16 protein-coding genes are annotated in these 23,238 nt (G+C 59.8%); 3 read left to right on the forward strand and 13 right to left on the reverse strand.

Annotated features, from left to right (window positions below):
- Positions 1 to 51: 51 nt before the first annotated feature.
- Together NBH09_RS04420 and NBH09_RS04425 are read right to left on the reverse strand one after the other, a co-directional pair.
- Entirely contained in the window at positions 52 to 498 is a 447-nt protein-coding gene (locus NBH09_RS04420; protein ID WP_195568982.1) for a PTS sugar transporter subunit IIA, read from the reverse strand.
- Positions 499 to 507: 9 nt separating this feature from the next.
- Positions 508 to 1,218, reverse strand: a complete 711-nt coding sequence (locus tag NBH09_RS04425) for a transaldolase (RefSeq protein WP_117564350.1) — start codon at positions 1,216 to 1,218, stop codon at positions 508 to 510.
- 359 nt (positions 1,219 to 1,577) lie between these two features.
- Here NBH09_RS04425 and NBH09_RS04430 point away from each other — a divergent pair, with 359 nt between their 5' ends.
- Positions 1,578 to 2,369 (forward strand): DeoR/GlpR family DNA-binding transcription regulator, encoded by a 792-nt coding sequence (locus NBH09_RS04430; RefSeq protein ID WP_117746828.1) that lies wholly within the window; start codon positions 1,578 to 1,580, stop codon positions 2,367 to 2,369.
- A 45-nt stretch (positions 2,370 to 2,414) separates the two neighbouring features.
- On the opposite strand, the gene NBH09_RS04435 is transcribed toward NBH09_RS04430, so the two are convergent.
- Positions 2,415 to 3,242, reverse strand: coding sequence for an HAD-IIB family hydrolase (locus NBH09_RS04435; protein WP_250787184.1), 828 nt, complete (start codon positions 3,240 to 3,242; stop codon positions 2,415 to 2,417).
- A gap of 75 nt (positions 3,243 to 3,317) precedes the next feature.
- On the opposite strand from NBH09_RS04435, the gene rlmKL reads away from it, so the two are divergent.
- Positions 3,318 to 5,876 (forward strand): bifunctional 23S rRNA (guanine(2069)-N(7))-methyltransferase RlmK/23S rRNA (guanine(2445)-N(2))-methyltransferase RlmL, encoded by a 2,559-nt coding sequence (gene rlmKL / locus NBH09_RS04440; RefSeq protein ID WP_250787185.1) that lies wholly within the window; start codon positions 3,318 to 3,320, stop codon positions 5,874 to 5,876.
- A gap of 95 nt (positions 5,877 to 5,971) precedes the next feature.
- Here the strand turns inward: rlmKL and NBH09_RS04445 are convergent, their stop codons facing one another.
- From NBH09_RS04445 to NBH09_RS04465, 5 genes are all read right to left on the reverse strand, one after another.
- Positions 5,972 to 6,685 carry a response regulator gene (locus NBH09_RS04445; protein ID WP_215693931.1) on the reverse strand — a complete coding sequence of 238 codons (714 nt, stop codon included), beginning with the start codon at positions 6,683 to 6,685 and terminating at the stop codon, positions 5,972 to 5,974.
- A 4-nt stretch (positions 6,686 to 6,689) separates the two neighbouring features.
- Positions 6,690 to 8,315 (reverse strand): sensor histidine kinase, encoded by a 1,626-nt coding sequence (locus NBH09_RS04450; RefSeq protein ID WP_250787220.1) that lies wholly within the window; start codon positions 8,313 to 8,315, stop codon positions 6,690 to 6,692.
- Positions 8,316 to 8,429: 114 nt separating this feature from the next.
- On the reverse strand, positions 8,430 to 8,624 hold the full coding sequence (locus tag NBH09_RS04455; protein ID WP_250787186.1) for a hypothetical protein: 195 nt from the start codon (positions 8,622 to 8,624) through the stop codon (positions 8,430 to 8,432).
- A 60-nt stretch (positions 8,625 to 8,684) separates the two neighbouring features.
- Entirely contained in the window at positions 8,685 to 10,712 is a 2,028-nt protein-coding gene (locus NBH09_RS04460; protein ID WP_250787187.1) for a KUP/HAK/KT family potassium transporter, read from the reverse strand.
- A 158-nt stretch (positions 10,713 to 10,870) separates the two neighbouring features.
- Positions 10,871 to 11,719 carry a nitroreductase family protein gene (locus NBH09_RS04465; protein ID WP_250787188.1) on the reverse strand — a complete coding sequence of 283 codons (849 nt, stop codon included), beginning with the start codon at positions 11,717 to 11,719 and terminating at the stop codon, positions 10,871 to 10,873.
- A 214-nt stretch (positions 11,720 to 11,933) separates the two neighbouring features.
- Between NBH09_RS04465 and NBH09_RS04470 the strand changes: the two genes are divergently transcribed.
- On the forward strand, positions 11,934 to 14,234 hold the full coding sequence (locus NBH09_RS04470) for an LTA synthase family protein (RefSeq protein ID WP_250787189.1): 2,301 nt from the start codon (positions 11,934 to 11,936) through the stop codon (positions 14,232 to 14,234).
- 703 nt (positions 14,235 to 14,937) lie between these two features.
- Here NBH09_RS04470 and NBH09_RS04475 read toward each other — a convergent pair.
- From NBH09_RS04475 to NBH09_RS04495, 5 genes are all read right to left on the reverse strand, one after another.
- Positions 14,938 to 15,636: a hypothetical protein gene (locus NBH09_RS04475; protein ID WP_117848708.1), complete on the reverse strand. Its 699-nt coding sequence runs from the start codon at positions 15,634 to 15,636 to the stop codon at positions 14,938 to 14,940.
- A 2-nt stretch (positions 15,637 to 15,638) separates the two neighbouring features.
- Positions 15,639 to 16,208: a hypothetical protein gene (locus NBH09_RS04480; RefSeq protein ID WP_117655348.1), complete on the reverse strand. Its 570-nt coding sequence runs from the start codon at positions 16,206 to 16,208 to the stop codon at positions 15,639 to 15,641.
- 1 nt (position 16,209) lies between these two features.
- Entirely contained in the window at positions 16,210 to 21,669 is a 5,460-nt protein-coding gene (locus NBH09_RS04485; protein WP_250787190.1) for a hypothetical protein, read from the reverse strand.
- Between the two features lie 3 nt (positions 21,670 to 21,672).
- Positions 21,673 to 22,320: a hypothetical protein gene (locus NBH09_RS04490; protein ID WP_250787191.1), complete on the reverse strand. Its 648-nt coding sequence runs from the start codon at positions 22,318 to 22,320 to the stop codon at positions 21,673 to 21,675.
- Positions 22,321 to 22,409: 89 nt separating this feature from the next.
- The gene (locus NBH09_RS04495) at positions 22,410 to 23,168 is read right to left on the reverse strand and encodes a SipW-dependent-type signal peptide-containing protein (RefSeq protein WP_118267911.1); all 759 of its coding nucleotides are present in this window, start codon (positions 23,166 to 23,168) and stop codon (positions 22,410 to 22,412) included.
- Positions 23,169 to 23,238 lie beyond the last annotated feature (70 nt).

Genomic DNA, 23,238 nt, shown 5'->3' on the forward strand with positions numbered 1-23,238 from the left:
CGGATTTTCCGTCTATCCAAAAGCGGCGACGCATCGCCGTGCCATTAAGGCCTAAAAGAATGAACGCATGGTCTCCAAAACCTGCTCGGGCGTACCGCACGCGCTGAGCTTGGCAACGCAGTCCTCGTCCTCGAACATCTGCGAAAGCTCCGCCAAGCAACCAAGATGAGCCTTGGGGTCGGGCGCGCAAATGCCCACGAGTACGTGAACCGGATCGAAATCCTCGTGTCCAAATGCAACCGCAGGATCAAGCGTGACGATGCAGATTCCCGCTTCGCTCACATTGCCATCGGCCTGGGCGTGGGGCATGGCGATACCCTCTTCCAGAACCATATAGGGGCCAAATTTGTGAACCGATGAAATCATGGCGTCGACATAGCTCTGGTCGCATTTGCCCGCGTCAACGAGCAGCTTGCCACATGCCCTAATCGCTTCCTCCCAATCGGAGGCCTGGACATGGCAGGCAACAAGCTCGGGTTTAAGAAGATCGGTCAGCATGACAGCTCCCTACTCCTCGGGCAGGATATGAAAACCAAGCGCCTGAATGTCGCGGGCAAAGCCCTTGACCGTATCAAGCGAGTACTCGAGCAAATCTTTCCCGAAATTCTTGCGCTTGGCGAGAAGGGCATTGGGGACCGTGATGATCTGGCAGCCAACAGACTCTGCCTGGAAGATGTTGAGTACCTCACGCGTGGATGCCCAGAGAACCTCGGCGGCGGGCTTGACGGCAGCCTTCTTTACGGACTCTGCCATGAGGGGCAGCGGATCGACGCCGGTATCGGCGATACGGCCGGCGAAGATGGACAGAATAGAGGGGGTCTCGGCAGAGACGGCATCGACGAACTCGTCGACCTGCTCGGGCGTGAAGATGGTGGTGACATTCACCTTGATACCATCGGCAGAAAGGCGCTTGACCAACGCTGCGGTGGACTCGCCCTTGGTGTTGAGCGCCGGGATCTTAACGTAGACGTTGTCCGCCCAGGTTGCGATCTCGCGAGCCTCGGCCTCCATACCCGCCTCGTCGTCGGCAAACACCTCGAACGAGACTGACACATCGGTGATGTGCTCAAGAACCGTCTTGGCAAAAGCGCGGTAGTCGGTCACGCCGCCGGCCTTCATAAGGGAAGGATTGGTCGTGAAGCCCTGAACGTTGCCGTTGTCGTGCATGTCAAGCATACCCTCGAGGTTAGCGCCGTCGGCAAACACCTTGATTGCCATGTTCGGTCCTTTCTCATCTAGCACTATTGCTATCGAAAGCCTTTTTCTTTGTTTCAAAAGCTTTTCGGTTTTCTTTTATAAACTATTTCAAAAGATATCGAAAGCTCAATTGCCAACTTTCCGCGAACGGTCGATTATCGGGCGCGAGCGTACCTCACTTTTTGTGAACACCTTCCAGGCAAGACTCTTTACTGGCTATTACAGGCATTCTGCATGTCAGGCCAACTACTAACACAAATAAAAGCAAAGCGTGTCATTCATCTCGTTCACTCGATTTTGCCTTGTTCTTTTCATATCGATACGTTATATTTCGATTACGAAAGGCATTTCTTTCGCCTTTCGTTCATAAGGAGCGACACATGGCATCTACTTCAGACCTTTCACCCGCCGAGCGTCAGCGATTTATCATGAACTGGCTGGCGGAAAAGCCGAATATCTCGGTATCCGACATCGTCCGTCGCTTTTCGGTTTCGGAAGTCACCGCACGACACGACCTCGTCTCACTGGAATCGGAAGGCAAATTGCGTCGTGTACGCGGCGGAGCAGTATCGCTTTCACGTTCCACTGCAATCTCGTATCCCGAAGAGCGCATCAATGTCCAAGTCGAAGCCAAGGAGGCTATCGCCGCGACCGCAGCAACTCTTGTTGACGATGGTGACGTTTTGGTGATCGACATCGGCACCACGGGCTTTTACTTCACTAAAGCCCTCATAGACAAGCGCGACATCACCATCATCACCGGCGATCTTGCCATCGCAAACTATGCCAGCTTCAATCTGCCCAACGCTTCGGTAGTGCTGTTAGGTGGTTCCGTGCGAAAGGGCCACCTTTATCTCGCGGGCGCGCTGACGTTCGACTGCATGAGCAAGCTTCATGCCGACAAGGCATTTGTCAGCGCCGACGGATTCCATCCCGACCACGGCTTTACCGTTGAGCACGACTTCTCTGCCATGATCAAGCGCATGTATCTAACCAACTCGAACCTGAGCTACATGATGGTCGACCAGGGTAAGTTCAATAAGACGAGCTTTTATCAGTCCGCACAGATCGATGACCTCGACGGCATCATCATCGATGGGGACAGCGAAGGTATCATGACAGCGGCAATCGAGAGCAGCCACAGTCATCCCAAACTCTATATTGCAAAATAGCTCACATGGCCGGGTCGCCCCCAATGCAGGCGACCCGGCCATGTATTAAATCAAGCCAAAGTGGCGCATAGCCGTGACGGTACCGTCGTGTGCGACGTCATCGGTCACGTAGTCGGCGACCGCCTTGACCTCAGGCATGGCGTTGCCCATGGCGACAGCCGTCTCGACCGCAGCGAGCATGCCCAGGTCGTTACCCGAATCGCCGAAGCCAAAGGTGCGCGCGTTGCCGGTGCGACCCAGGTATTCCAGCGCTCGCGCCACGCCCACGCCCTTGTCGATGCCCTTGGGGCTCAGCTCGCGATTCTGACCACCGGTGTTGCACAGCTCAAACTCGCGATCGATAAAGCCATCATCGTTGGCTACGCGAGCCAGGTCGCTCGCGACGATGCCTACCTTGCCCACGCGCAGACTGCCGTCGACGCGCATTTCCTCGGCGCTGTGCACCACAGAAGTGCCGATCAGAGATGACTGCTCAACACCCGCGGGTTCCAGGGCAAAAGTAGCCACGTTGGTCTCGAAAAAGGCTTCAATCCCTGCCGCGGCCATACGGCGTGCAAGCTCCTCAACAATGTCTTCGTCAAAGCAGTCCTCATGCACCACGCGGCCCTCGACCTCGAGCGTCGCCCCCGCCATGGCAACGATACCCGCCGGGTTCAGCGCGCGCAGGCCATCGGCAATCAGCCACAAGGGGCGACCCGTGCAGATAAATGCCCGGTGACCCGCATTGCGCAGGCGACCAAATGCATCGATAACGGACTTCGATGGATGGACTGCATTGAAGTCCTTATCGGTCATATCGTCGGGATCGAACGACGCCAGCGTGCCGTCCACGTCAAAAAAGAGCACAGCGGATTCGGGGCACGCATCAATCATATGGGTTCCTTTCGAGGATAAGGGCAAACGAAGCATCCATCATATAATGGAGCGACGCAACCAGAGAGGTCACCCATGGAATTTTACGCAAGCTGCCCCGAGGGCTTTGAGTCCGCACTCGCCGATGAGCTTAAACGCCTCGGGCTTTCGCATGTTCGCCGGCTGAAGGGCCGCGCCACGTTTGAGGGCGAGCTCGAAGAAGGCTACCGCGCCTGTCTGCGGTCGCGCCTGGCGAGCCGCGTGTTCGTGGTACTCGGGCGCTTTGAGGCGCAGGATGCCGACGAGCTGTACGATGGCGTTTACGACATCGCCTGGGAGACCATCATCCGCCCCGGCGCCACCATCGCCATTACCGCCCGCGGCGTGACCGAGCAGCTGCGCAACACGCGCTTCTCGGCCCTGCGCGCCAAGGACGCATTGTGCGACCGCCTGGCCGAGACCACGGGCCGTCGCGCCGACGTCGATGCCGCCGACCCCGATGTTCACCTACTGCTTTCGTTGCGCCAGCGCCGCGCGAGCATAAGCCTAGACCTTTCGGGCGACCCGCTGTTCAAGCGCCTGCCGCCCGCGGTGACCCGTGCCGGCGAGGGCGCGCACGTGCTGCGCCCCGACTACGCCGCTCTGGTGCTGGCGCAGGTCGGCTGGACCGCACTGTGCGAGCGCGAGCTGACGGCCGATGATTACGAGAATGAAGCCCTGCCCACGCTGATCGATGCCTCGTGCGCCGGCGGCGGTCTGCTGCTGGAGGCCGTGAATATCCTGACTGACCGCGCCCCGGGTTTTGCACGCAAGCACTGGGGTTTTGAGGGCTGGCAGCTGCATGATGCCGCCCTGTGGGAGCAGCTGCTTGCCGAGGCGCGCGAGCGCGAGGCGGCAGCACGCGAGCGGCAGGCGCGCATCGTGGCCGTAGACATCGACCCCGCCGCCCGCAAGACCGCTGAGCGCATGGTCAAGTGCGCCGGCTACAAGCGTTTTGTCGACTTTTGCGCCGCCAAGCCCGCCACCGTGCTGGACCATGCGGGCGCCGTCTCCGGTGCCGCCGTGGTCGCAGATACCACCGAGACCCCGCTTTCGCTCATGCACGACGCCATGACACTCATCGGCGAGCTGCGCCGCGCGCCCGAGCTTACCGCCGCGCCGGTCGCCGCGCTCACCCGCGATGGACTTATGGCCCGCGCGCTCCATGCCGAGCCCGCGCGCTCCATCGCCGTCATGCCCAATAACGAGGAGGCGGCTATTGAGGTTTGGCTCTCGCTCGACCACGCCGCCGCGACATTCGAAGCTGCAACCAGCGCAAACACCGAGGAACAGTCCGCGGAAGCCGAAGACGAAACCGCCAACACCCCCATGCCCGAACCTGCCGCCACGCTCGACCTGGGCGACGGCAAGCCGCTGCCCGTGCTCATCCCGGAGTCCGAGCAGTTCGCCAACCGCCTGCGCAAGAACGCCCGCCTGCGTCGCAAGTGGGCAAATCGCGAGGGCGTGAGCTGCTACCGCGTCTACGATGCCGATCTGCCCGACTACTCCGCCGCCATCGACCTGTACGAGGGTTGCCCACAGACGCCGGGCCGCTGGCTCGTCATCGCCGAATACGCCGCGCCCAAGACCATCGACCCCGCGCTGGCCCAGGCCCGTATGCTCGACATCTTGGCCATCGCGCCGCGCATCCTAGATGTTCCCGCCGAGCATGTGCACGCCAAGGCCCGCATGCGTTCGCGCGGCGGCTCGCAGTACGGCAAGCAGGGTGCCGGCAAGGGCAGATCGGGCGAACGCGCCAACATCGCGCGCCGTCGCCTGCCGCTCATCGAAGAGGGCGGACTCACCTTTGCCGTCAACTTTGACGACTACCTGGATGTGGGCATCTTCCTGGACCACCGCGTCACCCGCAACCTGGTGCGCGAGCACGCCAAGCAGGCGCGCCGCTTCCTCAACCTGTTCGCCTACACCGGCACCGCCACCTGCTATGCGGCAGACGGCGGCGTCGAGGAAACTGTGACGGTCGACCTTTCCAACACCTACCTGGATTGGGCCGAGCGCAACATGCGACAGAACGGCTTTGTGGGGCCGCAGCATCACTTTGTGCGCGGTGACGTGCTCGCCTGGATTCGCGACCAGCGCCAGACGCGCAACCGCTGGGACCTAATCTTTGTCGACCCGCCCACGTTTTCGAACTCGTCCAAGATGGGCCGTCGCACCTGGGATGTCCAACGCGACCATGTTGAGCTTTTGGCCGGCGTATCTCGCCTGCTCGCACAGGGCGGCCACGCCATCTTTAGCTGCAACCTACGCGGTTTCCGCCCCGAGACGCGTAAGCTCGCGCGCGCGGGCGTCGTGCTGGAGGACATTACGGCGCAGACCATCCCCGAGGACTTCGCACGCAACCAGAAGGTGCACCATTGCTATATCGTGCGCCGCCTGCCCATCGAGGACGCCATGGCAGAGGTCGGCTTTAGCGCCGAGGAAATTGCCGAACGCGTCGAGGAGCTGCGCAACCCCGAGGCCCGCAAGCCCCGTGCAGCAGCGCCCACGCACGCGCAGGCCGGCGACCGAGGGCCGCGCGGCGACGGCAAGCCCGCCTGCGCAGGCAAGCCCAAAAAGAAGAAGTTCTACGCCAGCAAGCCCAAGGGCAAGTAAACAAAGTTGCGGTGGAATACGGACTGTTTTGCCTGGAATTAGGCAATTTTAGACCGTATTTCACCGCAACTCATATTGGGATGGTGGCTGGCGATCTAGCCTTGGGTGACCAATCGGTAACCGATGCCCACGTGCGTTTGGATATAGCGCGGGTGCGCGGGGTCGGACTCGATCTTCTTGCGCAGCGTGCCCATAAAGACACGCAGGCTCGCCAGGTCGCTCTTGGTCGCCGTACCCCAAATCTCGTGCAGGATAAACTGGTGCGTCAGCACCTTGTCGGCGTTATGCGCCAGCAGGCATAGCAGTTTGTACTCGATCGGCGTCAGATGCAGCTCCTCGCCATCCATCGTGGCGATGCCGGCATCAAAATCGATATGCAGCTCACCGGTATCGAACGAGCCCTCGGAGGCAACGCCACCCGTTTGCGCATACGAAAGACGCCTAAGCGTCGTGCGAATGCGCGCGAGCAGCTCCTCGACCGAAAACGGCTTGGTCAGATAGTCGTCGGCACCGGCATCGAGCGCGCGGATTTTGTCCGCATCCTCGCTGCGCGCCGAGACCACGATAATCGGCATGCCCGACCATGCGCGCACCGACTCCACCACCTTGACGCCGTCCATATCGGGCAGGCCCAGATCGAGCAGCACAATGCTCGGCGCCTGCGACGAGGCGGCGGCGATAGCGGCATGGGCGGTCTCCACAGCCATATGGCGCAAGCCGTGCGCCTCGAGCGCGGCAACAATAAGATTGCGAACGGCGGGGTCGTCCTCAACGACCAAGATGAGCGGTTTTACGGCAGAGTTCGACACAGCGCTACTCCTTATCAAACGAAACGTCGGCGGCGGGAAGTTCAATCGTAAAGACCGAACCGTGCGGGTCCGCCGCGGCAACTTCTATGCTACCGCCATGTGCCAACGCAATGGAGCGGCAGAGCGAAAGACCCAGGCCAACGCTGCGGTGGCTGTCGGCCAGACCATGGTTGGCGGTATAGAACGACTCGAAGATCCGTTCGCGATCCTCGGGTGCGATGCCCGGACCATCATCGGCCACCGAGCACGCCACGCGTCCATCGTCGACGCTAATCGAAATCATGATATGCGAGCCCGCGGGCGTATAGGTGATGGCGTTGTTCACCAGATTGACCACCAGCTGCACCATCAGGCGTGCATCGACGTTGACGAGCGCCGGATCATCGCACGCCACCACCTTAAGGTCGTGCTCGCGCACGGCAGGGTTCACGTGGCGCAGCGCCTCCTCGACGATATCGTCCATGAGCTCGAGCGTGGTCGACAGGCGCATACCGCCACCCTCGAGCTTGGTGATGGCAAGCAGATTCTCGACGGTGGCGTTGAGCCACAGCGCATCCGAGCGAATGGATAGAAGCAGGCCGCGGCGCGTCTGGCTATCGAGCACGGCGGTGCCGGTCGAGCCCTGGTCGAGCAGCACGTCGGCATTACCCGAAATACTGGTAAGCGGCGTGCGCAGATCATGCGAGATGGAGCGCAGCAGGTTGGCGCGCAGCTGTTCGTTTTTGGCGAGCACCGCCGCTTCCTCGCGGGCCTCCATGGCGCGGGCGCGGTCGAGCGCCAGCTCGCCTTCGCTCACGATGGCATCGGCAAGTGTCCGCTCCTCGTGCGTCAGCACGTCGGGCTCGGCAACGATAGCCAGCACGCCCACCACCGAGGCGGGGTCGCCCGAGCGCACGAAGCCGTCACCTGTGCGGACCGTCAGGTAGATGCCATAAAACGCCGAGCCGCCATAGGTGGCATCGAGCGGCGTTCCCACATAGGCGGACGCCGAGAGCCGCGGCGGCATCTGCGGCGCCAGTTCGTGCACCGGCGCGGCATCGCCCACGGCCGTGTATGTCGCACGCGGCAGCAGGTCATCATCGTCGGCGTCGGCGCTGTACCACACGACCGGACAGCCCGAAAGACGCGCCAGCTGCGTTGCCATGGCATGGATAATTTGCTGCTGGTCGGCGCACCGCTGCAGCATGCGGTTAGTCTCGAGCACCATATGCGTGCGACGGTCGCTGGCGGCAGCCTGCGCCAAGGCGCGGCGCAGGGCCAACGCAATCGAGCTCGACACAAGCGAGACCACGAACATGATGAAGAACATGCCGGGATAGACGCGGTCGATAAGCGACAGCGAGTAGCGTGGGTCGACAAACAAGAAGTTGTAGAGCGCCACGGCGGCAGCCGAGCTCAGCAAGCAATACAGGCGACTCCAGGTAAAGAATGCGCACAGCTGAACGGCGAACACATAGACGATCATGATGCTCGGCGCGAGACCCGGATGGTCGAGCAGCGCGCCCACAATCGTCGCTGCGACCAGCAGCCCCGCCGATACGCAGGCGTCATACAGAGGAGTGCGGCGCGTCAGCGTTGTGCGCCGCCACCAAAAGTTATCGGCAATATCGCCGTCCGCACGGACGTCCATAGACACCGTACCCCTCCCTCAAAAACAAAAACCACCACAAAGGGGACAGGCACCTTTGTGGTGGTTTTCCCTCGTGGTGGTTCTAAGTGTAAAGCCTTCTACGACCGGCAGTCGCTAGACAAACAGCACGTGCGCGAGCAGGGCACACACGCACACCGCTCCAAATACCAGTGCCACGATCGAAATTACGCGATCGGCCATGTCCATGTTGGCCCGATTCGTAAAGAACCGATCTTCGGCAGCGTCGACACGCGCCTCACGCATCATTTCGACCACCGCCTCACGGCCATCGAGCGCCTTTGTATCCATGTTTACCTCCCCGGCCTCATGCTTATCCATCAAAAACCAACTCCGTGTAGCCGCCGACGTCTACGGCCGCTCGTTGGGAGCCAGGCGCTGCATCTTGTTCACGGCCTTGAACTTGGTGAACAGCGGCACGTACTCAAAGCTCACGTTGGAGTTCTCCAGGCCGTACCAGCGTGCAGGCGTGCCGGCGGCGCGGCGAATGATGTACTTGAGCGTGATGGCCGTACGCTCGCTGGGCTCCACATCGCTTTCGGGCGCCAGAAGCTTACGGATCAGGACGAACTTGAACGTACCGATGTTACCCGGATCCTTGTAGACCGAGTAGTCATGCGTCTGCGGCGGCAGCTCGCCGGTGGCAGCCAGGTCCTGAACAACCTGACGCAGGTAGGCATTGACGCGCTGGTTGATCTTGTAGCCCAGGTACAGATGCACGCGGAACACGTAGTCGGTGCCGAACGTCTCGACCGAATAGGCAAAGGTGTGCGGTTCGTCCATGGTCTCGACATTCACAAACCACCAGGCGCGGGCGCGCTTGGGATGCTTGTCCAAGATCGAATAGACGATATCGCGGTCGATGTAGTCGGTATGGGCGTCCTTGGTCAGGTACACGACGTTGTCGCTCATGCGCTCGTAACGGTCGTCGTCACGCAGGCGCTTGAGCTGCGGCAGGTAGCTGCGCAGCGGCAGCAGCGTAAACTGGCGCTGCTCGACCGCCGTGCCGTTGTACCAGCACACCATAATGCCCATGATGAGTGCAGCCATGAGGATGGTGAAGTAGCCGCCGTGGAAGAACTTGGTGAGCGAGCTTACGAAGAAGAAGCCTTCGAGCAAAAGGAAGAAGGCAGCGAAGATCCACGGAGTAACCTTGAGCTTGCGCTCCTCGTGCAGGTAGAAGAAGAGCAGCAGCGTGGTGCACATCATAGTCAGCGTAATGGCAAGGCCGTAGGCGGCTTCCATATGCGCCGAGTTCTGGAACAGCAGCACCACGATGACGCAGCCGACAAGCATGACGTTGTTGACCATGGGGATGTAGAGCTGGCCCTTGGTCTCGGCAGGGTAGAAGACCTGCATGTGCGGCATAAGGTCCAGACGGCTGGCCTCGGACACCAGCGAGAATGCACCGGTGATGAGCGCCTGCGAGGCAATGATGGCCGCGACGGTGGAAAGGCCTACGGCAAACGGGCGCAGGCCCGGGGCGAGCATCTGGTAGAACGGGTTGAGGTCGGCAATGCCCATGAGCTCGGGGTTGGCAGCGTTGTTCATAAGCCAAGCACCCTGGCCCATATAGGAAAGCAGCAAGCAGCACTTAACGAACGGCCAGGTGGCGTAGATGTTGCCGCGGCCGACGTGGCCCATGTCGGAGTAGAGCGCCTCGGCACCGGTGGTGGCGAGGAAGCAGCTGCCCAGAATCATGATGCCCGCGTGGTTGTTGGGGCTTAGCAAAAAGGCGATGCCGCGCACCGGGTTGAGGCACAGCAGCACGGCGGGGTGTTGGAAGACAAAGAACAGACCCGTACCGCCCAGGAACAGAAACCACAGCGTCATGATGGGGCCAAAGGCGTGACCGATCTTGGCCGTACCGATGCGCTGTACCAAGAAGAGCGCGATGATGATGGCGAGCGTAATGGCGACGACGCGGCCCTGGTCATCGCCCAGCACGGCATGGACCGCCGGGATGGTGCGCAGGCCCTCGATGGCCGTGGTAACGGTAACGGCCGGCGTCAGGATGCCGTCGGCGAGCAGCGCGGCGCCACCCAGCATGGCGGGGATGATAAGCCACTTGCCGCAGCGCTTGACCAGGCTGTACAGGGCAAAGATGCCGCCCTCACCATGGTTATCGGCGCGCAGCGAGATGAGCACATACTTGATGGTGGTCAGCAGCGTGACCGTCCACACGACAAGGGAGAGCGCGCCAAGCACGAACTCCTCCGTCACACTTCCGATGCCGCCGTTGCCGGCAACGAGCGCCTTGGTTACATACATAGGGCTGGTGCCGATATCGCCGTACACCACGCCCAGCGTGACGAGCATCGCCGAGATGCTCACAGGAATCGCAGCGTGCGAGGCTGCCTCCTTGGCCTTTTGTTCCATAAGCCGGTTTCCTCCCAACTTTAACGTTCGAAGGGATTATAGGTAATCGGCCCATGTTTTAATGCACTGTTTTCCCAGCTAGATAAAGATTTATACAGTCTTTAGGCTACCGCGGCGATATGAAATGTGACAAAAGGACTGTCCCCTTGTCACATTCGTCATTTTCCGAGCCAGTTTTTGAACCACCACTCCATGGAGCGGCTCATCTCGGCCATAAAGGGACTAGTGTGTTTGCGGGTGTAGATATCCACCACGCGCTCGCCCACCTCGCGGGCATGCGGACGGAACATCGCGTCCATCTCGGCCACCTGCGCATCCATGGTCGCGGCATCGGCGCGGCGATAGCGCTCCTCGTGCACCAGGTTCACCACGGGATGCGCGATCGCCGGGCGCTCCTTACGGGGCGTGCCGATGATGAGCATCGACAGCGGCATGGTATAGGGCGGCAGATCGAGCAGCTCGGCAACTTCCTCGGCGTTCTCCACGATGTCGCCAATGTAGCAGCTCCCCAGGCCCAGGGCCTCGGCGGCAACCACGGCGTTTTGCGCAGCGATCACGGCGTCCTGGGCCGCGATGGCAAAGTCGCCCAAACCCGGCGCGCGGCGGGGCGCCTTGCCCGTGCGCTCGACAAACTCGGGCTCAAAGCAGCCCACGTGCTCAAACAGATCGATCCACTTGGCATAATCGACCACAAATATTAGTGCCCAGGGCGCCTTGGCGATCATGGGCTGGTGGTCGCACAGGTCGGCCAGACGGTCCAGCGTAGCCTGCTCGCGAATGCTTACGATGGAATACATCATCATGGCGCCCGCCGACGGCGCGCGACTCGCCGCATGCAGGATCGCCGCACGCTGCTCGTCGGTCACCGCCACGGGGCGGTCGTCGTCATCACGCGCAAAGGCACGCGTAGACGAGCGATGCTCCAAGATGTCCAGCACCACGTTGCCCGTAGTCTCGACCGGATAGCCGTGCGTATCCACAGCCTTGGTGCAAACCTGCTCGCTCATAGCCTCATCCCTGCCATTTCTTTAAGAAGCCTTTACGTTTCCGTGTAATTCCCGTCCATTATCGCGCAGGTCGCCACTACATTGCGCCACACCGCCACACGTGCGCGTTAATATGGCTGGTTGTTGTGCGCAGCCACCAATTGCAGCGCATATCTTGGTAACAATCGGGTAAACCCCCGCTTTCGTAGGTTTTAAGTTTGTGAGGAGTCTCAGCATGTTCGCTGCCGCCATCTCGCTCGTCGGTCTTGCGGCGACCGTCTACCTTGTTTTGCGCGAGGCCAAGGCCATTCGCGCTCAGTCGGGCACCGTTGCCAAAAGCGCTCTTGGGTGGAGCGTCGCCTTCGGCCTGTTCCAGCTCTTTTTGACCATTTGGAGCGCCATTGGCCTCGTCGCGCAAAACGAGCCGCTCGCCTTCGTAATGCTCATCCTGACCAACGCCATCCTCACCGGCTGCGCTTGGGCCAGCATCGCCCGCGACCGCATCGCCCCGCGCGTCTTTGCGTTCGCCGGGCCCGACGCCCCCGCCCCCACCGGCAAGCTCGCCCGCCTGCGCGGCGCCTTTGTGGGCAAACCGCTCGTCGCCGCCGTCTTGTGCCTGCTGCTCGCCGGCGTCTTTGCGCTGCTGGGCATGGAGGTCTCGTCCAACCACGACTTTACCTGGGTCTACCCCCTGTGCATCCTGCTCGAGTGGGCCATCATCACCACGCTCATGGTCGGCCTGTTCTTCCTGTTCCAGCGCCACGGCGCAGCTCCCGCGGTCCTGGCCTTTGCCCTCTTTGTCCTGGGCATTGCCGAGTTCTTCGTCATCACGTTTAAATCCATGCCCATCCAGCCGGGCGACCTTTCGGCCATCTCCACCGCCGCCGCGGTCGCCGGCACCGGCTACACCTTCTCGATCTCACTGTTCTGCGTGCTGTCCATGGGCTTTACCGCCATCGCCATGCTGCTATGCGAGTACGCCGGCCTGGTGGCACCGCACCGTCAGAAGGGCGCCGCCAACGCCAAGCGCATGCTGCTCACCAACCTGCTCGTCGCCGTGCTGTGCCTGGGCGGCGTGACCGCGCACGTCACGCTTATCGACTACTACAACACCCTCGGCATCACCGTCTACACCTGGCGCCCGCTCGAGAGCTACTGGCGCGAGGGCTACCTGCCCGCTTTCATTAGCGCAGCGCAGTCCATCAAGCCGCCCAAACCCGCCGACTACTCCGTCGACGATGCCAAGGCCACGCTCAAAAAGTACGCCAAGGCCTACGACAAGTCCGACGCGGCCAAGAGCGACGAGCGCGCCGCCGCAAAGGAGCAGTTCGACAGCGAGAAGCCCACGGTCATCGCCATCATGAACGAGACCTTCTCGGATCTGTCGATCTACCAGAATATGCGCGCCGGCTACGAGGGCCCGCAGTACTTTAAGAACCTGCCCAACTGCCTCAGCCGCGGTAAGCTCTACGTGAGCGCCTACGGCGGCGGCACCGCCAATACCGAGTTTGAGTTTATGACCGGCAACTCCATGGCCAACCTGGGCTCGGGCGTGTACCCCTACACCATCTACAACATGGAAACGACCGGGAACCTGGCAGAGCAATTCAAATCGCTCGGCTATTCCACCACGGCCATGCACCCCAACCACGCGACCAACTGGAACCGCGAGAACGTCTACAAGGACTTTGGCTTTGACCAGTTCCTGTCTATCAACGATTTCCAGGGCGCCGACACCCTGCGCGGTATGGTGACCGACCAGGCTACCTACGACAAGATTCTTGAGCTGCTCGACCAGAACGCCGATCCGCAGTTTATCTTCGACGTGACCATGCAGAACCACTCGGGCTACGATACGGGTCTACTGCCGGCAGATAAGCAGATGCACCTGAACATCGACACGACCGACCTGGACGCCAAGACTGTCGAGGACGGCACGTTGTCCGATGTCGACGAGTACGTCTCGTGCATTGAGCAGTCCGACCAGGCGCTGCGCTACTTCCTCAACGCCCTGAACAAACTCGATCGCAAGGTGGTCGTGGTGTTCTGGGGCGACCATCAGCCGTTCTTCCCGTCCAAGTTCAACGACAAGTGGTTTACCGACGAGGATGACGCCACCCACCAGGAGCGCTTGTGGCAGACCGACTACATCATTTGGGCCAACTACGACGTTGCCGGCTGCGACCAGACAAGCGAGGTCGACGACCTGTCCACCAACTATCTGTCCACCCAGCTGATGCAGCTGATCGGCGCACCTCTCTCCGACTACCAGAAAGCGCACATGACGCTGCGCGAGTCGCTGCCCGCCATCAACTCCGTCGGCTACGAGGACGCCAGCCTGCGCTGGGCGCTCTCCTCCAACGTCACCGGTGACGACGACGCCGCCGCGGCTGCCACCAAGGCACGCGAGGATTACGCCAAGATGCAGTACTACGAGATGTTCCGCGACGGCAAGAACGTCTATACGGAGCACTTCCAGACCGAGGCCAACGAGACCGACCCCAACCTGGCACCGGGTACGACCAAGATCAAGTAGCGACACGTCTTAACTGGTTCGTCTGCCCGGCGGCGCGAAACGTAAGGTTCCCTGCTCGGACAGTCCTGCTCGCACGGAGAGCACATTAAGTGCTCTCCGGCTCGTGCGGAACTCGCGATGAACCTTACATTCCGCGTCGCCGGGCAGACGCCTCGGTGTTGAAGCGCGGCTTGTCATGAAAGCATCCGCAACATATATAAGTTGAAGGCCACATTAAGTGGCCTTCTTTGTATTCGGAAAGTGTATCCCGGAATCTGCCTTCGGAATGGGACGCAGTTTCCACTTGAGGGCCTGTCGGGAAAGCGCATCCCACTTCAAGAGTAAATTCCGGGTCGCACTTTCCGCTAAGGCTCTCAAGCGGAAAGTGCATCCCATTCCAAGCCTTAATTCCGGGACGTAGTTTCCGGACAAGACATCAAACGGAAAGTGGGGACCACTCTGAGCGCCGATTCTGGGACACACTTTCCGAAACCCCGCCCATCCGGAAAGCCCGTCCCACTCCGAATACATCCAGGCATAAAATCATCAGCTTATTAGGCCTTCTATCAATAAAGAGACACCCTCCCGGGCGGCGGGCACGAAGTTCATCGCGAGTTCCGCACGCAAAGAAGGCCACTTAATGTGGCCTTCGTCTTGCGCAGGACTGTAGAGCAGGGAACTTCGTGCCCGCCGCCCGGGAGGGCGTTGCGTTTAGAAGATGGACCTAGCGCTTGTTCCTCCGGGACAAAAGAAGCGCGGCTATAAAAGCGATGATGGCAAGCGCCAGCAACACCAAAAGCAAAGCGAGCGTGTTGTCGCCCGTTGCCGCCAGACCAAGCAAGCCGGGCTTCTTGCTGCCAGCAGGTTGTACGGGGATCTTCTCGCCATCGTCTTCGGCGGTGATTTCCCAGCGAATTGCCTTGTTTGCGTCGGCAAGCTCGTTGCCCACCGACGTCGGGACACTTAGTTGCAAATTGAGTACCGTGCTGCCATCGCTCGTAAACGTTGCGACCTGCGTGGGATAGGCAAACACGCTGCCCGGCGTTCCCGTCTGGAGCCAACCGGCAGACGCATCGGCCGCCGACGCCGTTAGGGTAATGGGCGACAGCAGATGTGCCGTCTCGTGATCGACAACAGCCCGCACAAACACACGTACCTGGGACTTTACACCCGTGGCACGAACCCCAATCTGTTGCTCGCGTACATCGCCGGGCATTAGATCTTTAAAGGCTGGAAACAGATCGGGCTCCCCCGAGGAGTCCGTCGCTCCCGATACCGTTAGCTGGCGTGCATTTCCGTCATAGGCAATCGTGGGAATGTCAGCAAACGCACGTGCAGGAACGGCGAGCGCGATAAGGCAGACGATTGCCGCCATCACGCAATGCAAGAAACACGCAACGTCTTTACGAATCGGAGAGGCCATACTTACGCACCTCCATGCGGCGGCACCAGCACGCCATCCTTGACTGCACAGCCCCATGCCTCTGCAGCTGCATCGCCGGGCGTGGATTGAATTGCCTGGGTCGAAATGTCAACGACCAGGTTCTTCCCATCTGCCTTCTGCTCAGTCACGCTCTTGATGAGCACATCGGTTTTGCCCATCGGAGCAACGGGAGACGTCCAGTAGTAGTACCCGTCGGACGCGACAACCCAAGACGAGGCGGTGTTAGAAGCAGATGCCTTGGACACACTGCCCCACGCAATGACGTAGTCGGTGCCGGCAACTGGTTCATCCCACAGGCGCGCGCCATTCTGGTCCTGCCAGTAGATATCCACCGCAACACGCAGGTATGCCGGGGCCGAGCCGTTGTTTGTAATCATGACGTTGCTCTTCACATTGCCATCGAGCTTCTCATCTACCGAGGGCGCCACCGAACCAAAACCAAACTCGTTGACCAGCACGCCCGTAACCGAAAGCCACGCAAAGGTACCGGCAGCGCCAGCCAACAGGAGAACGCCAACAAGGAGGGCGACGATTTGCTTGCGCTTAGTCATCCTAGTCCTCCTTCTTCAGCGTGCCGTTTTTCCAAACATTCTTGGCACGCGAGCCACCATCGACCCATTTGTCATTCGCGCGCGTGTTGACGCACGTCACCACGGTGTCGCCCGCACTCGAGGCAGACGAGATGATGAGCTCGGCAGATTTGCCGGGCGCCTTGCCCGGCGTACTCAGTTCACCCTCGTAGCGCCATGCCCAAGCCGTGTCTTCCTCGACGGTATAGGTGCCCGCCGGAGCAGCAAATTGCACGCTGCCGACATACCAGACCTCACCGTTTTCGTCGCGCTGCTCGCTAACTTTCACCTCGACCATGCGCGTCTCGGCAGGAGAACCCTCCGACGCCTTTCGCGTTACCTTAAAGCGGAACGTTTGCCCCATTGCGCTGGCGTCGGTAGTCTTTTTAACGATCGTCAGCGCATGATTCTGGGTAAATTTGAACACGGCATTACCGGGACCTTGCTCGCCTTCGCCTGTCTTCTTGGACTCCAGGCGGTTGACCAGGTCGAACGAGCCGCCACCCGAACCCAGACTGTAGAGCGAGACTAACTTGCCGTTCACAGGCTTTTCCGCCGCAGAAACGCCCTCTGCACCAGGGCCGTAGCTTGCCTGCGTTACCGTAACAGTCAGTTGCGTCCCCATAAACGGCTTGGCAAAGCAGACCTTAAACGGCGCATTGTCGGCACTGTCACCGACGGTGTTGGCCGCGGCGGGATCGAGCAGCCACTTAAGCTGCGCGGTCATAGTTACGGGGCTCGCGGGATCAGACGTATCGTTGGCAACCACGCGATACGTCACAGGATACAGGTCCATGTCACCCTTGACTGGCTCGCCCTTGAACTCATCCCAAGACTTTGCAGTGCCATCGGCACCCACATATCGCCACTCCAAGAAGAGCTCGCGCTTATCGCCATTGGCAGCAGCCTGTTCATCGAGCAGCGCGACGATCTTGGAGTGGGCGTCCGGGTCGTACGCCACGGATTTTTGCTCCATCACAGGATTGCCGCTCTCGTCCATTTTGGGAACATCGACCGTGTAGACAAAGCCAGGCTTACCGTCCTGCGCGCGCTCGTCGCCCGAGTCGACCGTCGCCGTAAAGATGACCGCCCCGTCGACGCTGTGATAGCGCACCTTATACGGCGTGACCTTGTACACCGCGGTATACGTCGCGCCCTTAAAGGGTTCACTACCCTCGAGGGGATACTTATCGTCTTCGGTCATCAGAGTGTATTTACTATCGGATTCATAGTCACGCGACCAGCCGACAAAGTCGTACTTGGTGCCATCCTTGTCGACAACCTCAGCTGTAGCTCTTACTTCCAGCGAAATTTGATCGCCAGAGTCGGTGCGCGAAAGAGAACGCACGGCATAGGGATCATCCAGATTAGCATCGATATTCGATTGGACAATTACCGCGCTGGCACGGTAGACCGGGTACAGCTCCATGGGGGCGTTGACCACCGTGTTTTTAGTCACCATGGAAACGCCGTCCGACCAAACGACATAACCGCTGCTAGGCTCTGGCTTATTATCCGTCCAACCTACGAAGGCGTTGTATGCGCCCGTTGCAGCATCGATGTCTCCAATGTTATACGTTGGCAGCGGCATGCCATCTTTAAGGTCACCGAGCTTATCGCCCTCTTGGGCAAGCTTGCCGTCAACGTCGGAGTCGTTGAGATGATACACCACCGCAATGGGCGTGTAGTAGGCCACAAACGTATAGGGCTTTCCGGGCTCCACGGGATAGGAATAGGCATTGCCGCCCTCGCCCGTCGGCTCAAGTTTCTTTACTGTTCCGTCGGAAAGCTCGATCTCGAGCTTCTTAAGCTGATAGGCGCCACCAGTACCGTCGGCATACACCGTCGTCGTAATGTCGGGGCTCACCGTAGCCACCACAGACCCGTCGTCTTGCGTGGTCAGCGTGGGCTTGATATCCCAGTTGGGTACGTTAACCCCATTAGTTCCGTCAAAGCCCTTGCGGTGCAGGTTGGTGGTGTAGCTAACGTCGTACTTTATGTACACGGGATAGGCATCCTGCCACTGGGTAACCTTGGACGCGTTGGTCGCCAAGTACGGCGTCGCTTTTTCCGGATCACTTGTCACATAGGGGTCACCGGCAACATCATAGATATAGTTCCAGACGTCAGAATCCTTCTGGACCTCGGCGGTCGAAATCCAACCAAGGAACTTATAGCCATCCACGGCCATGTCGGCATCGGTCGGAGAGGCTTCAAGCGTCAGATTGGGATTGACGTCGCCCTTCTTTCCGCCCTCGGGCTTGTCGTTTACCGTCTGATTGGTATGGATAAACGGATATTTATAGGTGTAGGTGCTATCGGAGCCCAGCAGCAACGGGGCCTCATAGCGTCGCGTGACACTCTTAACCGAGGCACCGCCCTTGCCATAAAAGCTGACGCTTGTCGTCACCATGGCGCGCATGTAATACTCCGAATCGATGCCAATCTCGCTCTGAACGGGGTTGCCCACGCAGGTCCAGTATCCGCCTTGACGCTCGAGGGTCCAGAAATTTAAGCGGTATCGCTCGCTCGCCGGCCTAAAGTAAAACTTCAGCGCTCCTGCGACCCACTCGTCATCCAGCGTGCCCGAACCCGGGAAATCCGTATCGGCAATGACATTTTTTCGGGTATCCGCACCTGTATCGTTTTTGACCGTATGCGAATACGCCTTCAAAGGCGCCACGATGAGTGTCTCTGCCCCAAAGCGCCCCTCATTGCATTCGTCCTTATAGTTTTCCTTCAGTCCGTGATAGACGTGCTCGGGACCCCAGTGCACGATATTCTCCCGCACGTAGCTCGATCCGACCTGCTCGTTGAACGAGGTTTGGTACCCGTTCCACACAGAGCAGAGGAGTCTGGATTCCTTATAGGCATCGTTCGTCATAGACTTGACGTAATAATCCACGCGGTACTCAAAGCGCGCGGTATAGGTATGCGGAACGGTCAGGTCCACATTGTCGGGAAGCGTGTAACTGGGGTCGCGGCTTACGCGCACCTCGACCTCGGACCCATCGGCAGTCTGCTTGTTTTCGTACCAGCCCAGGAAGCGGTAGCCGTCAGGCAACGCGCCCCCATCGGACAAGGGCTTATTGTCTACACCGCGCACCTGCACTGTATAGACACTGGCGCCATCCTCGGAAGTCTGGACATCGACATGGGTGTTGCCCACGCCGACACGCTGGGTCTTATCTTCAAGCTCATCCTGTTCATTGCCCTCGAACACTGTCATGATGTTCGAGACGTAGTCACTGTACACCGGATAGAAGTCGGTCGGGCCAAGCACGGTAATCTCGGTACCGGCAGGATAGAACGCGCCGGCATTTTTTAGCTCGGCGAGCTGGGTCGAGGTAATGGCCGCATAGCCGCCGTTCATCCCAGCCTCGTCACTCGGCTGCGTCGTCCAGCCGATAAAGGTGGCACTGGCAGACAGAGTACCGCGGTCCGCAGGGGCAGCCGGCTTTAAACCGACACCATAGCGATACCAATCCGTCGACTTGTCGTGCGCGGCGCCACTCTTACAATCAAGCGTCTCGCCCTTAACGTTATAGAACAGCACCTGCGCCTCGTACGAAGCGATAAACAGGTCGTTGCCCTTAAAACCGTCGGCCCCCTTGGCATTATCGGCGGTATAGGTTGACGTTTTCTCGTGCGCCTCGCTCTTCTGGACCTGCTTGCCGGCAGCCACCGCAGGGTCATCGGTCTTGCCGTTAAACCAGCTGTTGTCATGATCGATGCGGTTCACTTTAACCCCGGGCTCGCGGAACCAGCCCATAAAACGGTAGCCGCCGTTCTCCTTGGTCAGGCCATCAGGCTTTGCGGAGGTATCCTGCTTAAACGTTACCGATGTATCGCCCTGGGCCAAACCCTGAGCCGTTCCCGCCAGCACGGCGCTCACGGCAAAGGCATACGGATCCGAGGTCGCCTGATCAATACCGAGTTTGGTTGCCGTAATTGTCGCGGTGCCCGCACCGGGAAAATCGATCGTCGCCTTAACGCTTTGGCCATGCACGGGAATTTTCAGCTTGTAATCCATCGCCCACTCATTGGGGTGCGGGGCACCCAGGGCCTTGTCGTTAGCGGTCGAGCGCATGGTGCCGGCACAGAAGTCGTAGTCGTGCTCTTCCCACAGCTCGCGCGTGGTGTAGCGTTCGTCATCCCACGGACCATAGCCATCGCCCTTAGTGGTGCCGTCGCCACCAAACGAGGGGATTTTCTTTTTGGCAGGGTTGCCCTGGCTGTTGCCAGAAAGGCTCACACTCGGCTTAAAGTAGCACTCGGTGACCGTGGCATCATCCTTGTTGGCACGCGCGGCAATGCCGCCCAGGTTCACATCGTTTTGAATGATGGGGATCACGGCGATGGGATTGTACTGGCGCGAACTCAAATCGCCCGCAAAATGGCTGCGGACGAGCTCGTTGCCCTCGGCGGTCAAAATTCGGCCCGCCAGGCCGCCTGTCCACGCACGCGTCACGGCGACGACGCCCACATATGACGCGGCATAGCTGTAGCACTGCGCCGTCGAGAAGCAGTCGATAATCTTGGCCTCGCCCGCCATGCAGCCCACAAAACCCGAGGCGTACACGTTGTTGCCGCCCAGGGCGCCAATGGCCACGTCGTACTTATTGGTGACGTCGGTCATGCCCTTCTCGGCAATCGAGCCGTCGTCCTTACGCGTCGGCGTCACGCGGCAGTACTCGATAGTCGAGTACTTAACGTAGCCGGCAAACGCCGCCATATACAGACCCTCACCGCCGAGCGCCTGCACGCCCGAGGTCGTATTGTTGACGGCACGGCCGCCACGGACCTCGCAGTTGTAGAGGGTGCAGCCGTCGAGCTCGCCGGCGATGAGACCGCCCTCAAAGCCTGCGTTGGTAATGAGGTTGAGAGCATTGTTGGCGCAGGTCACGTGCAGCGTGCTCTCCATGACCATAACGTTTTCGAAGCGCGTATTGACGGCCTTGCCCACGATAATGCCACCGCGGAAGTCCGCCCACACGTTGGCGTCCTTGACCAGGAAGTTTTTGATGGTGGCACCGTTGGTCTCGGCAAAAAATCCCGTATCGCGCTCGGGGTCAAAAGCGTCTTTATCGTAGTTCAGGCCCTCAACGGTGTGGTTTTGACCATCGAACACGCCCTTAAACGGATGCTCCTTGTTGCCAAACGACAGATGCTTAACGGTGTGCGAGACAATGGTCTTCATGTCGTCATCATTAAGCACGATATCGTTATCGAGATAAACGTGCCAGCCGGACGTATCGCGCTCGCGCGACAGCGCCACGTACACCAAAAAGTCAGCCTCGTTTTTGATGTGGAATTCGGTTTTGGCCTCGGGCACATCCTCGGCATGCACCGCCGTCGGCAGCGCCATAACGCAGCAAAGGGCAATCGCCGCGACGGCAACTAGCCTGCTAAGCACGCCCCGGTTCATGTTCTTGATCTTCATAGGCTAGTTCGCCTCCGGCCAGCCCGCGACGTCAAGCACGTCGAGGACGGTATCGCTTTCCTGCTGGTTTTTGGCCTGCACGGCCTGCACATCGATATCGAGCCTGAAGGAGCCGCCGCGCGCGGCATCGTGGTAGTCGTCCACAAAGCGCAGCGAGTCCATGAGGCTTTCCGTCATGGCGCCGGGGTCGAGCGTGCCGCCACGCCCGGCCAATCCACGGTAGTAGTACCACCCATCGCCGCCATCGATCCACGGGGACCCCTCGCCCGCGTCCACATGAAACGCAACGTTGCCCGAGGCATCCGCGCACGAGCCGTCGGGTGCCACTGACGTCATGTGCAGACGCGCGCGAACGTACTCAGGCTGCGTGCCGACGTTCTCCACGCGCACAATGCGGCTGATGTCAGAACCCCCGGCCTTGGTGTCGGGATAGTCCCCGTGCTCGTTGGGCTCAAACGGAATCTCCTCGCCCTGCTCGTTGAGGGTGTATTCGCAGACTCGTACCTTCACGCTGCCAAACGATAGAACGTTGTTCGCCGGAACCATATCAACGGTAAAAGCCAGCGTGCCGCACAGGCACGCCAGGGCCAACAGCGCCATCGCGGCAAGCGCCAAGGTGCGTTTCTGATTGTCGGAAAGATTGTTGAGCATTACGTTCGCCAGTCGTCGATAAAAAGGGGATCGAGATCCCGGCCCGAAAATGGGGATGGGGAGCGGGCCGGGATCTCGGTGGAGGGGGATTAAGCCTGAGTCTTAGCCCATTCCTTGGCCTGCTTAAGGGCATTCTGCGCGTCAGCATTTTCACCCTGCTCGGTGCCATTCTGGCCCGCGCCAAAGATGTAGGCAGAGACCGTCATCGTGGGAGCCTGTTTCGGGTCAGTAGTAGTCTCGACAACATCGGTGTTGTTCATGGCAGAGGGAATCGTCACGGCAGTGAAAAGCTCATCGGTATAAACGTCCTGCGCTGCTTTGTTGGCTTCGAGCTTTGCAGGCAGGTTCTCTGCGGCAGAGTTCTTGGAGTACATAAACAGACCGCTCACGTACTGGTTGCCAGAGTTGTCAGATTGGTTGGTCTTGACTTGACCCTCAACGGGCTTCCAATTCGTATTTTTGAGCGTAAAGTACGGGGTCTTTTCAAGGCTGGTGCCAGGCTTGACGATGGCATTCTTTACGTAAATGAATACGTATGCATCATCAGAGCCAGCCTTGATGCCGACATTGGGGTTCTTGGCCACAGTGGCGCCAGGAACCATCTTGGAGTTGGCAACCCACTGGGTCTCGAACAGGTAGGCCTTTTCAGTGTTCGGATTATCGGGGTCCGGTTTCTCGGGATCGGTCGGATCAGGCTTGTTTTCCGGGTGGCCAAAGCTACCCACCGTGAACACGTTGTCAATGTGCTCCTGCGCCGTCAGCCATGCATAGGTACCCACACCGGCAGCCAGTACCAACAGCAGCAGGGCGGCAATGATGCCGTAGCGCTTTTTCTTCTTGTTTTCCATCGTTCTCTTCCTTTCGAGAATCGTTTTCCCCGGCAACGGCCCCTACCGCCGCCGACGCTTTTCCCTGCCG

Origin of the sequence: Collinsella sp. BG-O-102 (assembly GCF_023656745.1) — a bacterium.
In the GTDB taxonomy this organism is placed as follows: domain Bacteria; phylum Actinomycetota; class Coriobacteriia; order Coriobacteriales; family Coriobacteriaceae; genus Collinsella.

Coding starts and splice junctions, on each gene's coding strand:
- NBH09_RS04420 (WP_195568982.1), bottom strand. CDS start 498: ATGCTGACCGATCTTCTTAAACCCGAGCTTGTTGCCTGCCATGTCCAG.
- NBH09_RS04425 (WP_117564350.1), bottom strand. CDS start 1,218: ATGGCAATCAAGGTGTTTGCCGACGGCGCTAACCTCGAGGGTATGCTT.
- NBH09_RS04430 (WP_117746828.1), top strand. CDS start 1,578: ATGGCATCTACTTCAGACCTTTCACCCGCCGAGCGTCAGCGATTTATC.
- NBH09_RS04435 (WP_250787184.1), bottom strand. CDS start 3,242: ATGATTGATGCGTGCCCCGAATCCGCTGTGCTCTTTTTTGACGTGGAC.
- rlmKL (WP_250787185.1), top strand. CDS start 3,318: ATGGAATTTTACGCAAGCTGCCCCGAGGGCTTTGAGTCCGCACTCGCC.
- NBH09_RS04450 (WP_250787220.1), bottom strand. CDS start 8,315: ATGGACGTCCGTGCGGACGGCGATATTGCCGATAACTTTTGGTGGCGG.
- NBH09_RS04455 (WP_250787186.1), bottom strand. CDS start 8,624: ATGGATACAAAGGCGCTCGATGGCCGTGAGGCGGTGGTCGAAATGATG.
- NBH09_RS04460 (WP_250787187.1), bottom strand. CDS start 10,712: ATGGAACAAAAGGCCAAGGAGGCAGCCTCGCACGCTGCGATTCCTGTG.
- NBH09_RS04465 (WP_250787188.1), bottom strand. CDS start 11,719: ATGAGCGAGCAGGTTTGCACCAAGGCTGTGGATACGCACGGCTATCCG.
- NBH09_RS04470 (WP_250787189.1), top strand. CDS start 11,934: ATGTTCGCTGCCGCCATCTCGCTCGTCGGTCTTGCGGCGACCGTCTAC.
- NBH09_RS04475 (WP_117848708.1), bottom strand. CDS start 15,636: ATGGCCTCTCCGATTCGTAAAGACGTTGCGTGTTTCTTGCATTGCGTG.
- NBH09_RS04480 (WP_117655348.1), bottom strand. CDS start 16,208: ATGACTAAGCGCAAGCAAATCGTCGCCCTCCTTGTTGGCGTTCTCCTG.
- NBH09_RS04485 (WP_250787190.1), bottom strand. CDS start 21,669: ATGAAGATCAAGAACATGAACCGGGGCGTGCTTAGCAGGCTAGTTGCC.
- NBH09_RS04490 (WP_250787191.1), bottom strand. CDS start 22,320: ATGCTCAACAATCTTTCCGACAATCAGAAACGCACCTTGGCGCTTGCC.
- NBH09_RS04495 (WP_118267911.1), bottom strand. CDS start 23,168: ATGGAAAACAAGAAGAAAAAGCGCTACGGCATCATTGCCGCCCTGCTG.